At 69.9% G+C, this 12,475-nt stretch carries 9 protein-coding genes; 3 read left to right on the plus strand and 6 right to left on the minus strand.

Translation table 11 applies throughout. The features are described from left to right. Positions 1-80 precede the first annotated feature (80 nt). The 4 genes from ACIQJ5_RS16005 to ACIQJ5_RS16020 form a co-directional block, all read right to left on the minus strand. A complete protein-coding gene (locus ACIQJ5_RS16005) occupies positions 81-6,191 on the minus strand; it encodes an Ig-like domain-containing protein (RefSeq protein ID WP_402845311.1) in 6,111 nt (2,036 codons plus the stop codon). A gap of 165 nt (positions 6,192-6,356) precedes the next feature. Further along, positions 6,357-6,737, minus strand: coding sequence for a hypothetical protein (locus tag ACIQJ5_RS16010; RefSeq protein WP_402845313.1), 381 nt, complete (start codon positions 6,735-6,737; stop codon positions 6,357-6,359). 45 nt (positions 6,738-6,782) lie between these two features. Continuing rightward, entirely contained in the window at positions 6,783-7,784 is a 1,002-nt protein-coding gene (locus ACIQJ5_RS16015) for an LLM class flavin-dependent oxidoreductase (protein ID WP_402845315.1), read from the minus strand. Positions 7,785-7,825: 41 nt separating this feature from the next. Then, complete coding sequence (locus ACIQJ5_RS16020) at positions 7,826-8,419, minus strand: DNA-3-methyladenine glycosylase I (RefSeq protein WP_402845317.1); 594 nt, start codon at positions 8,417-8,419, stop codon at positions 7,826-7,828. Between the two features lie 47 nt (positions 8,420-8,466). Here ACIQJ5_RS16020 and ACIQJ5_RS16025 point away from each other — a divergent pair, with 47 nt between their 5' ends. Then, positions 8,467-9,306 carry an SMP-30/gluconolactonase/LRE family protein gene (locus ACIQJ5_RS16025; RefSeq protein ID WP_402845319.1) on the plus strand — a complete coding sequence of 280 codons (840 nt, stop codon included), beginning with the start codon at positions 8,467-8,469 and terminating at the stop codon, positions 9,304-9,306. Between the two features lie 90 nt (positions 9,307-9,396). Here the strand turns inward: ACIQJ5_RS16025 and ACIQJ5_RS16030 are convergent, their stop codons facing one another. Further along, positions 9,397-10,254, minus strand: a complete 858-nt coding sequence (locus tag ACIQJ5_RS16030; RefSeq protein ID WP_231092385.1) for a fumarylacetoacetate hydrolase family protein — start codon at positions 10,252-10,254, stop codon at positions 9,397-9,399. A 127-nt stretch (positions 10,255-10,381) separates the two neighbouring features. Beyond that, on the minus strand, positions 10,382-11,368 hold the full coding sequence (locus ACIQJ5_RS16035; protein WP_231092386.1) for a C-terminal binding protein: 987 nt from the start codon (positions 11,366-11,368) through the stop codon (positions 10,382-10,384). Positions 11,369-11,393: 25 nt separating this feature from the next. On the opposite strand from ACIQJ5_RS16035, the gene ACIQJ5_RS16040 reads away from it, so the two are divergent. Beyond that, entirely contained in the window at positions 11,394-12,143 is a 750-nt protein-coding gene (locus ACIQJ5_RS16040; RefSeq protein ID WP_231092387.1) for an SDR family NAD(P)-dependent oxidoreductase, read from the plus strand. After that, positions 12,136-12,471, plus strand: coding sequence for a nuclear transport factor 2 family protein (locus tag ACIQJ5_RS16045; protein WP_231092388.1), 336 nt, complete (start codon positions 12,136-12,138; stop codon positions 12,469-12,471). Before ACIQJ5_RS16040 ends, ACIQJ5_RS16045 begins: the two co-directional genes overlap by 8 nt. Positions 12,472-12,475 lie beyond the last annotated feature (4 nt).

The raw sequence follows: 12,475 nt of genomic DNA on the forward strand, positions 1-12,475 counted from the left end.
GGGTTCTCTTCAAGCATGAAGTGGGTCTTCCTTGTCGCGGGAGTTCGGGTCGGGTAACGGGTTCTGGGGTGGCGGTGCGCCTACTCGGACTTGCGTCCGGTCGAGCAAGAATCGAAGGGGCGGCAGGAGTTGGACAACGTGCGTGGCGCATAGGGGGACCCGCTCTCCCACTCGATGACGAGCCAGATCTCGTCTCCTGCGGCGCCGCGGCAATAGGGCAGGCCGACCGTGGTGTTCGTGGGCGCCGGCCGGTCGTAGCGCACGGTCACCGTGCCGTTCACCACACACTCGTACGCCACGCTGCCGGTGCCGTAGATGCCGTGATACACGACATCCTGACCAGGGCGGCCATCGTCGAGGGTGACGTCGTTGCCGAGAGCCAGCGTGCCCAGGGTGACGGTCGACGGATCGGGCCCGGTCTTCACCGGGACCACCGTGGGCTGGCTCTTCGCGTGATTGGCGTCGATCGCCCACAGGGTCACGGATCCGTCGAAGTTCCACCCGACATCGAACGTTGTCGTGCCGCTGGGCACGTCGATCTGCTCCTGCCCGCCGCTGAGCTGCCAGGTGACGTTGGTGACCGGGGAACCATTGCTCGCACCAGGCGACCACGTCAACGTGACCTGTGTACGATTCACCTCCGCGGAGGCACTGGGGGGTGCCGGCGGTCCGGCGGGCACCACCGAGTTGGAGTCGGCCGATGCCGGCCCCGGGTACCGGTTGCCGTCCACCACGGTGACGGCCCGAACGCGCACGGAGTAAGCCGTGCCGTTGTTCGCCGGGATGGCACCGCCCTGGGTTCCGCCCGGGAGCGGTTGCCACGGCGCACCGTTCAGCGCGTACTCGTACTCGATCTGCGAAGGATCGGCGCCGTTGCCGGCGACCGCCGCAAAGGAGCGCAGGATCACTCGGCCGTCACCGGAGAGCAGCCCGATACCGGAGGGCTGTCCGGGCGTCGCGATGGCGTTGACCGGCGCCGACTGCGGACTCGAGGGGCCGGGACCACGCCCGTTGACGGCCACCACCGAGAACGAATACAGCTCACGTGTGCCCGCGACGTGATAGTCGACGGACGCGGTGGCGGAGGAGATCTGGGTGAGCTGAGCGCCGTCGCGGATCACCGTCAGGACGTATCCCGTGATCGGTGAACCGTTCGCCGCGGGGGCCTGCCACTGCACGCTCAGGGTGGCACCCGTATCCGTCGGGGCGCCGACGACCACCGTGGGCGCGGCCGGAGCCGACGGCGGGCCCGACGGCGTGGCCGGGCTGGATGGCGCCGACCAATCGGAACTCACCCCGGCATCCGTGGTCGCCTGTACGCGGAAGGTGTACGAGACGCCGTTCTGGAGTCCGGTGAACGAGGCGTTCGCTGCACGGACGGTCTGCACCGCCGATCCGGTGGGAGGCGCCGGGGAGATCTCCACGTTGTAGAGCGTCACCGGGGGTGCCGATGCAGCCCACCCGGCGACGATCACTCCGTCGTCCGCAGCGATCGACAACTGACCCGGAGCGGCGGGACGGGCCTGCGGCCGCACCGTGTCGGACAGTGCGGACGGTGACGACGTGCCGACCGCGTTCGTCGCGGTGACCTGGAAGCGGTAATCCCGGCCGGCGACGAGGCCCCCGATGGTGCAGGCGGTCGATTCACACGACATAGTGACGGAGCCGTCCTCAGAGGAGACCGTGTATCCCGTGATGGGCGACCCGTTCGACTCCGGCGGACTCCAGGACAGCATCACGGAGTTCTCCGTGAGGCCACCGACCGTCGGCCGGCCGGGGGCGGACGGACGGTCGCGCACGGTGACGCTCAGCAGCCCGTCGACCTCACGTGCCGCGTCATCGGAGCCGTCGGCGATGCGGTAGCGAACCGTGAGCGTCCCGGTGAAGCCGGCGTCGGGAGTCACCGTGACTGCGGCCCCCTCGAACGTCACGGCGCCCTCACCCGCGAGAAGCGTGGCTGCGACCACGCGCAGCGGAGTGTCCGGGTACGGATTGGTGTCGTTCGCGGTGACGTCGATGGTGCGTGCAACGCCCGCCACGGCATCGGTGACGACATCGGCGACGGCGACGGCGAGCGGGCGCTCGGTTCGCGTCGTGCGGATCTGGAAGGTGGCGGCGACCGGATCGGACTTCCCGTCCGTCGCCGTCACCGTGACCGAGCCCACGAGCCCGACGACTCCATCGGCGGGAGCCGACACCGACAGCGCCTCTCCGGTGACCGCGGCGGTGATTCCGTCGGGGGCGGATCCGAGGAGGGCGTAGTGCATGGCGGCGAGATCACCATCGTCGGGATCGCGGGTGAGGTCGGTGAGCGACAGCGTCGTGGGTGCTTCACCCCGGGGGACGGTGATCGTCGCGCCCGAGAACGTCGGCGGAGTATTGCTCGTGTCCGCGGGGAGCACGGTCACGGGGATCGAGAGCAGTGCCGTCCGTCCGCCCGGATCGTCCGCGGTCGTGCCGTCCGTCACGAGCACGGTGAGCGCATCCGATCCGGAGTAGTCCACACGCGAGCGGTACTGCAGGGTCCGGTCATCGACGATGAGCCCGCTGCCGTCGTCGTGCAACGCCGAGACCTGGTCGCGATCGGCGATCATGACCGGCAGATCGCCCTGCGTCCGCACATGGTCGGCGAGTTCCACGGTGACCAGCTCTCCCGAACGCACCGTGACGGCACCTGCCGTGGGAGAGAGCTCGGGTCGGAGGTCGCCGAGCGCGGGAACGAACAGGAACGCCGAATCCTGTAGTCCGTCCGCGTCGGTGACCGTGTACGGGATCAGCTGGCGCTGCGTCTCGACCGTGACCCGGATGCTCTGACCGGCGCCGAGCTCGGCAGTGGTCGGCTCCGGGAGGGACACCGTGAGCGCATCGGTGGTGCCGTCAGGATCGGAGTCGTTCGCTCTGACATCCACCGAGACGACGCGATCATCCGGAACCTGTTCCAGTCGGATGCGATCATCACGAGCGAGCGGCGGCTGCGGCGGCACCGTACTGTCCACCGTCAGGTCGATGACGCCGACGGCGGTGGCTCCGCGGCTGTCCTGTGCGGTGTACTGCAACGCGGTGCGGACCTTCTCACCCTCAGGAAGGTCCGGCGTGGTGATGACCACGCGGCCGCCGTCCACACGCGCCTCCAGACCCGGGATGTCGGCGGGAACGGCGAGCGCATCGGCGATGAGCGTCAGCGGGGTGTCGCCGTCGGGGTCGCTGTCGTTGTCGAGCGGGCTGACATCGATCACCCGCCCCGGCGCGGCGATCACGTGGTCGGCGACCGCGAACGGTGCCTGGTTGTCGGGGAGCGCGCCGGCGATCCCCACGCGAACCGTCGCGACGGCTTCGGCCCCCAGGCGATCACGCACTCGGTACGTGAACAGATCCGTGCCCGCCGAGTCGGCGAAGGCCTCGTACTCGATCCGGTCGTCCACGGTGGCGATCACACGTCCGCGCGTGGGCGCGGTCGTGATGCCGACGAGTTCCACGGAGTCGCCCTCGGGATCGATCCCGTCCAGCGGGACCGCAATCGCCACGACGCCACCGGCGATCACGCGCGCGGTGAGATCACGGGGCGTCGGAGCGGCGTTGCCGGCCTCATCGACAGGCAGCACCTGGAAGGTGACGTCCCCCGAGACGCGCTGTCCGAGAGCATCCGCGACCTCGTACCGGGCGCGCACCTCCCCGGGCTGCGCACCCGCGCGGAATCGCACCGTGTCGCCGGAAACGAAGATCTGATCGGCGGCATCGGCGGGAACGACATCCCGAAGTTCGCGGGAGAGGGTCAGCGGGGAATGGATGGGGGATGAATCGTTGTCGAGAACGTGCGCGGTGGCAGCGTCGCCGGCGCGCACCACCACGACATCGGGCGTCGCCTCGGGAGCTTCCTGGCCGGTGGACGGCTGCAGCGGAATCACGATCACGTCGCCCTCGGCGGACTGCGATCCGTTGGAGATCACGTACCGGACACGCGTCTGCTGGGACAGCCCTGCGTCGGCGATCCGCAGTGTCTGGTTGTTCACCAGGGAGATGGCGATGCCCGGATTGTCCGTCGTCACGGACTGGACCACCAGCACTCCCCCGGCAGGATCGACGTCGTTCTCGAGCACACCGGTCAGCACTTCTCCCCCGACGGGCAGGAGCGCGGTGTCCTGAACCGCGATCGGAGGCTGGGCGGCGCCAGCGGCGTCGATCACATCGATGCGGACCACGCCCGACGCCGACGCCGACCCCGCCGACACGCGATAAGTGACGTACCGGGTGCCGAGTGAATCGGCCCGGAAGCTGAAGGACCCGTTCAGATAGTCCGGTACGACGGTGGCGGTGGCGTGCTCCTGGACCAGCGAGAGCTTCAGCACATCCTGACCGGCGGAGAGATCATTCACCAGCGGCGAGACGGTCACCTGCTCCCCCACTCGGGCGATGACGTGATCGGGGTTGGTGACAGGCGACGTGCTGCCGGGGGCCCGGACGTCGAACCGGAGCACTCCCGACGCGCTCGCTGCTCCGTCGGAGAGCACGATCTGGACGTCGACCGGCCCGCTCGAGCCGCCGATGGCCCGGAACGTCACTCTGCCGTCCGGGGTGAACGACACCTCGTCGCCATCGGCGGCCACGGCCGACTGCAGATAGATGTCATCGCCATCCGGATCCCGCCAGTCCGGCAGAAGGTTGTATGTCGTCGCCGCGCCGGCCTCCACCGGGATGATCTGATCGGCGCGCACCTGCTCCGGGGCACCGTTCTGGGAGGGCGGGTGGACGGTCACCGTCACCGTCGCGCTGCCCGTGCCGCCTCGCCCATCGTCGACTGCGTACGGCACCGTCATGGTGCCGTCGGCGGATTCCGGGACATCCAGCTGGAGCGCCTGCGCGTTGAGGATGGGTCGTACCGTACCGAGCTGGGTGGACGGGCTCTCGACGCTCACGGTGAGAACATCGCCGTCCGCGTCGCTGTCGTTCTCGAGAACGGGTAGCACCGTGGCCCGACCAGCCCGGACGCCGTAGGCATCGTCGTTCGCGACAGGGTCGGTGTTCTCTTCCCCACGCTCGGGCTGAGCCTGTTCCGGAGTGTCGCGGGATGACTCGCCGCGCTCGTCGCTCTCGCCGTCCGGCGGCGTGAGATCGTTCCAGTTGTCAATGCGCTGCAGCGCGGAATCCAGCATCCAGGCCACGCCGTTGATGGTGTCGTTCAGCAGCACGGATTGCCGGTTTACCCGGAACGTGAGCGCGACCTGCGGGCCGACGCCCTCGATGGTGGTGTCGATGAGTTCCGCGTCATCCGCGCACTCCCGGAGGAAAGCGGCCGTGCCGCCCCATGCGGCGTAGGTGCATCCGGCCAGCCGCACGGGTGCCGCAGGACTGCCTCCCGGCGTGGCCGGTGCCCGCTCTGTGACGGCACCACCGGCGAGCTGGACGGTGATCACGGCATCCGGCGAGGCGACGCGCACCGCCGGATCGTCATCCGAGGGCTGCTGCAGCACGAGAGCCGGCCCCTCGGCATCGGCGGGCAGCTCGGCCCGCAGTCCGCGCGCGGTGTACAGCGTCCGCGAGGTGCGATCCAGCACCACAGGCTCGGAGCCGACCGCGGAGATCGTGAGCTCGTCCTGCGGATCGATCCCCTCCAGCGCGCGTGTCTCAGCGGCGCCGACGCTTCCCATCGGGGAGACGCGGATCGAGGTGAGCTCGCCGGACTCAGCGGACACGGCGTGCACGGTACCGGTCCGGTCGACCACGACGGCGGAACCGCTGTCGAGCGTGCGCTCGACAGGCATGGACGGAGAGAAACTCGCCAGCGCGGACACCGGCATCACCCACAGATCCCCGGTGGCGGTGTCGTGCACGGTGACCGTTCCGCCGCCCAGCGAGACCTCCGCCGTCGACGGCACGGCCACCGAGCCACGCACCGTGTAGCTCACGGGGTCGAGGACGCCGATCTGCCCGGCCGATGTGATCAGCACATCGGAGCCCGACTGCAGCACGTCGTAGTCGGCGGCCTGGGAACGCGCGACACCGTCCACGACCGACGCGCTCGGGTTGACGTGCCCGACTAGCAGCGCGCTCTGCTTCGTGATCCACACACCGCCGTCGTTCAGATCGACCTCGGCGGCGGGCGTCCCGTCGTAGGCGACCGCCATCGTCGCGACAGCGATCCCCGTGACGGCGATCGCGGCCGTGGTGGCGATCGCCGTACGGCGTCGACGCATCCAAGATTTTGCCGTCCCCAAGCGGCACCCCAGCTTTCCTCAGCACCGTTCCCCGCGGATGACTCCGCAGCTTTCCCCAAAGCGGAACGGTCAGATCATCCTACTGGTCGTCGGCGACATCCGCACCGCAGATGGCGAGGGTTATCCACAGCCTCTGAGGAGACATCACTCGTCGCCGCCGGGGCCGACGGGGAAGTTGTCGCGGAACAGATGCCGGGGATCGATGCGCTCTGTGATGCGCCGGAGCCGTGCCAGCGTGCTCGGCGGGATGGCCTCCGCGATGCGGGCCGGCCGGTCCGACGCTTCGAAGCTGGTGTACAGGCCCGTCGAACGCCGCCCCCGCGGCTCCCACATCAGGTCGAGCCGCTGCGCATCGCTGCCGAACGCGACCACCGAGAACTGCGCGTCGCGGTGCGCGAACGCGGACTCGTCGGCGCCCACGTCCGAGGCGGCACCGCGGAGTGCGCGGATCTGGAAGGAGGGCCGGCCGCTGCGCATCTGATGCGCGGCGGCGGTGACGACGTCGGCGGACAGCTCACGAAACAATCCCGAACGGGTGACGGGCGCACCTGTCCCTGCCGCGGCCCGTCATCAGCGTCCGCGATCACCTGGGCGTACGTGGTGATCCGTGCCGGGCTCGATCACGCGCAATCCGGCGGGCACGTCGTCGTACGCGATTCCGGCGACGCGCGCGGCGCGGGCCGCACGCGAACGAGGATCGGCGGTGGACGTGCCACGGGAAGCGCGTTCCTGCGCCACCAGCTCACGAACGGCCGGGCCCACCTCCTGACCGAACCGGTGAAGGGTCGCCGGATCACCGGAGGCCAGGATGAAGGTACTGACTCCGCTGTCGAGTGTGAGCGTGGCGAGGCGCGCGGCCCACGAGCGGCTGTCGGCCTCGGGGCCGATGTTGAGCAGGCGCCGGATCTCGTGCGGTTCGCGACCCGCACCGTGAGCGGCGTCGTCGATGCGCGCCATGCCCTCATCGAGGTCGCCCGGCTGCATCATCGACTCCGAGGGGAGCCAGCCGTCGCTCTTGCGGCCGATGAGTCGCAGCATGCGAGGCTTCAGCGCGCCGATCCAGATCGGGATGTCGTGGGCGGGGCGCGGACCGCGTTTCGCGCCCCGCAGCGGATAGGCCTGTCCGTCGCGGAAGATCCCGCCGCGTTCGTCGGTGCGCCACGTCTCCCGCACGATGTCGATGACCTCTTCCAGCGCCGTGACGGCCTCCCCCGGGGTGCGACGGGGTCCTCCCATCGCCGTGATCGCGTCCCAGAACGCGCCCGCCCCGAGGGCGAGGTCGAACCTCCCTCCGGAGAGCAGATCGAGCGAGGCCGCAGCACGCGGCAGCGTCGGCATGCGCAGCGGTACGTTGACGACATTGGCGGAGATGTGGATGCGCTCGGTGACGGCGGCGACGTAGGACATCAGCGTCCAGGTGTCGAGAAACGCGGGCTGATACGGGTGGTCCTGGTACGTGACCAGATCCAGGCCCGCCGCTTCCGACACCTGCGCCAGCACGACGGGGTTCTGCGCGGGCGTCGCCGTGGGCGTGATGAAGCTTCCGAAACGGAGGTCGTGACCGTAATCCATGGGGCTCCTCGTCTGTCGACCCGCGGGTGAGCCCCCTCAGGCTATGCCTGCGCGAACACGGCGGGGGTCGTTGCGCGGTGGCAGCCCCGGACGTGATCGTCGACCATGCCCGCGGACTGCATCAGGGCGTACATGGTGGTGGGACCGACGAAGCGGAACCCGCGCCGCAGCAGTTCTTTGCTCATCGCCTTCGATTCGGCCGTCTGCGCGGGGACATCGGCGAAGGTCTCCGGGGGGACGTGGGTCTCCGGAGCGAACGACCACATCAGCTCGTCGAAGTCACCGGGGGCCATCTCGATGAGAACACGCGCGTTGCCGATGGCGGCGAGGATCTTGGCGCGGTTGCGGACGATGCCGGCATCGCCGAGGAGACGCTCCACGTCTTGCTCGTCGTAGCGGGCGATCCGGTCCGGATCGAACCCGTCGAAGGCGACGCGGAAGTTCTCCCGCTTGCGCAGGATGGTGATCCAGCTCAGGCCGGCCTGGAAACCCTCGAGCGTCATCTTCTCGAAGAGCCGCTGGTCGCCGTGCATCGGCTGACCCCACTCCTCGTCGTGATAGCGGGTGTAGATCTCCTCCTGCCCGGCCCACGCGCAGCGCGCGATTCCATCGATACCCGTGGTGACATCCGCCATGCCTCCACGGTAGCGGTGGCGTCGGACATTGCTCATAGGGTGGGAGGGTGCGTGCGGAACAGGTGACGGCAGCGGTGGCGGAGCACGGTGAGGGGCCGGTCTGGTGGCCCGACTGGGGTGGTCTGCGCTTCGTGGACGGCAGCCGTGGCGATGTGCTGACGCTGCTGCCCGAGGGCGATGTGACGCGGATGCACGTGGACGCCTTCACCGGGTTCCTCCGCCCGCGTGCGAACGGCGGCTGGATCGTGGGCGGGGAGCACGCCCTCTTCGGCGCCGATGACCCGCGGGCCGTGCCCACCGCGCTCGTGCGGCTGCTGGATGATCCCGCGATCCGGCTCAACGATGCCGGAACGGATCGCGCCGGTCGCCTGTACGCCGGCTCGATGGCGTACGAGGGCACCGCGAACGCAGCGCAGTTCTGGCGCATCGTCGGTGAGGACGTGAGCGTGCAGTTCTCCCCGGTGACGATCTCCAACGGGTTCGACACCTCTCCCGACGGCGCGCTGGGCTACTACGTCGACACCGTGACCGGTCGCGTGGATGTCTGCGACGTGACGCCGGAGGGGCTGAGGGATCGACGCCCGTTCGCCGTGATCGACCCGGCGGCCGGCCATCCCGACGGGCTGACCGTGGCCTCGGACGGGTCGGTGTGGGTGGCGCTGTGGGACGGACACGGCGTACTCGGCTTCGACTCGGACGGGGTGCTGCGCGAGCGCATCGAGGTCCCCACGGCCCGCACCACGGCGTGCGCCTTCGGGGGCGACGACCTGCGGACCCTCTACATCACCAGCTCTCGCCAGGGCCTCACGGACGATCCGCTGGCCGGCGCGTTGTTCGCCGCGACGCCCGGCGTCACCGGCCTTCCGGTCACGCCCTACGCCGGCTGAACGGCTCACACCAGCGCGAGACATCCGTCTGCGGGTGACGGCCGGCGCATCGCCGGGGTCCTCACCCGCAGACGGACGCGGCGGATCAGGTCAGACGGTGGCGCGACGGACGCGCTGGGTCTGGACGCCGAGGCCGTCGATCTCGATGCGCATCTCGTCACCGTCCTGCAGGTAGGGGAACCGCCCCGACAACGCGACGCCCTCGGGGGTCCCGGTGTTCACCAGGTCGCCCGGCTCCAGCACCATGTACTGGCTGAGCTCCCACACCAGGTGGGCGACGGAGAAGACCATGTCGGCGGTGCTGGAGTCCTGACGAGGCTCGCCGTTGACGAAGCTGCGCAGGCGGAGCGCCTGCGGATCGACCTCGTCCGCCGGCACCAGGGCGGGACCGAGCGGGTTGAACGTCTCGGCGCACTTGCCCTTGGACCACTGCCCGCCGGACACCTCGATCTGGTATTCGCGCTCCGAGACGTCGTTGGAGACGACGTACCCCGCGATCACCGCGAGCGCGTCTTCCGGGGAGGCAAGATACCGCGCACGGCGCCCGATCACCACGCCGAGCTCGACCTCCCAGTCGCTGCGCTGCGAGTCGGGCGGCAGGAGCACGTCGTCATCCGGGCCCACCACCGTGTTGGGGTGCTTGAAGAAGATGACCGGGCGCTCGGGCGGAAGGGAGCCCGACTCTGCGGCATGCGCCGCGTAGTTCATCCCGACGCAGACCACGGCCATCGGACGCGCGATCGGGGCGCCGACGCGCAACCGCTCAGCCTCGGGCTGCGCGGGCAGCTCACCGGCGGCGAGGGCGGCGCGGGTGCGGGCGATGCCGTCGGCGGCGAGGAACGCGCCGTCGATCTCTCCGGTCAGCGGCGCGAGCGAGCGCAGCACGCCCTCGTCGTCACGGACGAAGGGACGCTCCGCTCCGGCGGTTCCCAGACGCATCAGCTGCATGGTGACTCCTCATCTCTCGCGCGACGTCGCGCGTTCGGCCGCACCGTCCTGGCGCGGAGATCGGTGGGGTTCGAGTCGCGGGCGGCGATGCGCTCGCGACCGGTCCGGCGTGGCACAACGACCGCGTTCAGCCGGCGGTAGCCGCTCGCGCGTAGTCGTGGTTCACGATGGCGGCACCGTCGCTGCCGGACAGGAAATCGATCACGTTCTGCGCTGCGTGGATCGGAAGATCGACCAGCGCCTCCGGCGAGTACCAGGCCGCGTGCGGGGTGAGCAGCACGTCGTCGCGCCCGCGCAGCACGCTGTCCGCGGGAAGGGGTTCGGCGGCGAAGACGTCCAGCGCCGCGCCGGCGATCGTGCCCGCATCCAGCGCTGCGACAAGGGCGTCCTCATCGATGAGCGGTCCCCGGCAGGTGTTCACGATCACCGCGCCGGGGCGCATCGTGGCGAGCGCCGCCGCGTCGATGAGGTGATGGGTTTCGGCGGTGAGCGGTACGTGGAGGGTGAGCACATCCGCCGCGGCGATGGCGGCAGCGATATCGGCGACCTCGCATCCGGCGGCGGTGACGGCAGCCGCCGGCGCGTAGGGGTCGGCCACGACCACCCGGAATCCGATGCCGCGCAGGGAGCGCGCCACCAGGGAGCCGATGCGGCCGAAGCCCAGCACGGACACGGTGGTGGTGGATGGGCGCACGGCCGCGGGGTGGGCGTCGACGGCTCGCCAGGTCCCCTCGCGGACCGCGCGGTCGTAGGACGCGAGCCCCCGTGCCTGCGCCATGATCATCGCCACCGTGTGGGCGGCGACCTCCTCGATGCAGTAGCTCGGTGTGTTCGCGACGGCGATGCCGCGCGCGGTGGCCGCCTCCACGTCGATCATGTCGTAGCCGATGCCGAGCCGGGAGATGATCCGCAGGTTCGGCAGCGCATCCATCACCTCCGCCGTGATGCGCGCCCACTGCACGACGAGCGCTTCGGCATCGGCGCCGATCTCGGCGATGGCGTCGGGGGTGGGTGCGCAGGAGCGCACGGCGTCGATGCCGGCAGCGGAGAGGGCGTCCTCGACGGGGGTGCCGGGCAGGTCGCAATCGGTCACGAGCACACGAGAGGCTGTCATGCGGAAAATGCTATAGCATTTCCGCATGACAGCACGACGTTCTCTCATCACGGGGGCGAGTTCCGGAATCGGAACCGCTGTCGCCCTCGAACTGGCGGCACAGGGCCACGCCCTCTGGATCACGTTCACCGGTCGCGAGGAAGCGGCGGCGGACGTCGCCGCGCGATGCCGGGAGGCGGGGGCGGCGGAGGTGCACGTCTCCCGTCTCGACCTGCGCGATTCGGCATCCGTGGAGGGCCTGATCGCCGAGATCACCGAGACATGGGGCGACCTGCACGTCCTGGTGAACAACGGCGGGGTGTGCCCGTACACCGCATATCCGGACATCGATCTGGAGGAGTGGGACTTCGTCATGGAGACCAATGCACGCGGAACCTTCTGGCTGACGCGCGCGGCGCTCCCGCTGCTTCGTGCAGCCGCGGGGGATCGCAGCGTGATCAACGTCGCCTCCATCGCGGGCCAGGTGGGAGCGCTGGCCACCGGGATGCACTACGCCGCCAGCAAGGGCGCCATCCTCGCCCTCACCCGGAGCTTCGCTCGTCACCTCGCGTCCGAGGGCATCCGGGTGAACGCGGTGACGCCGGGAGCCGTGGACAGCGCGATCACCGCGAACCTCACCCCCGAAGCGCGGGAGAAGCTGGAATCCGGCATTCCGCTCGGCGCCTTCGGCCAGCCGGCGGACATCGCCTGGATCATCGCCGGTCTGGCGTCCCCGCGCGCCGCCTTCGTGACCGGCGCCACCTACGACGCCAACGGAGGCACCCGCATTGACTGACCGCAGCGCACACGACACCGTCCTCGCCCAGCTGGACGCCTTCAACGCCCACGACCTCGACGCGTTCGTGGCGACCTACGCGGATGACGCCGTGATCACCGGGGTGGCCCCCGAGCCGATCGTGGGGGCGGTGGCGATCCGCGCGTTCTACGAGCCGCGACTGCAGAACCCGGAGCTCTCCTGTGTGATCGACTCCTCGGTGCTGTTCGGTGATCGCTGGGTGGTCGCCCGTGAATACGTGATCAACGCCGGTGTGTCCACGGAGACCATCGCGACGTTCGACGTGGTCGCCGGCCGCATCTCCCGCGCGTCGATGCTGAAGGCCTGACCGC

The sequence above is a fragment of the Microbacterium sp. GXS0129 genome, from assembly GCF_044769785.1.
Taxonomy (GTDB): domain Bacteria; phylum Actinomycetota; class Actinomycetes; order Actinomycetales; family Microbacteriaceae; genus Microbacterium; species Microbacterium nymphoidis.

Coding starts and splice junctions, on each gene's coding strand:
- ACIQJ5_RS16035 (WP_231092386.1), bottom strand. CDS start 11,368: ATGACAGCCTCTCGTGTGCTCGTGACCGATTGCGACCTGCCCGGCACC.
- ACIQJ5_RS16040 (WP_231092387.1), top strand. CDS start 11,394: ATGACAGCACGACGTTCTCTCATCACGGGGGCGAGTTCCGGAATCGGA.
- ACIQJ5_RS16005 (WP_402845311.1), bottom strand. CDS start 6,191: ATGCGTCGACGCCGTACGGCGATCGCCACCACGGCCGCGATCGCCGTC.
- ACIQJ5_RS16020 (WP_402845317.1), bottom strand. CDS start 8,419: ATGGCGGATGTCACCACGGGTATCGATGGAATCGCGCGCTGCGCGTGG.
- ACIQJ5_RS16015 (WP_402845315.1), bottom strand. CDS start 7,784: ATGGATTACGGTCACGACCTCCGTTTCGGAAGCTTCATCACGCCCACG.
- ACIQJ5_RS16030 (WP_231092385.1), bottom strand. CDS start 10,254: ATGCAGCTGATGCGTCTGGGAACCGCCGGAGCGGAGCGTCCCTTCGTC.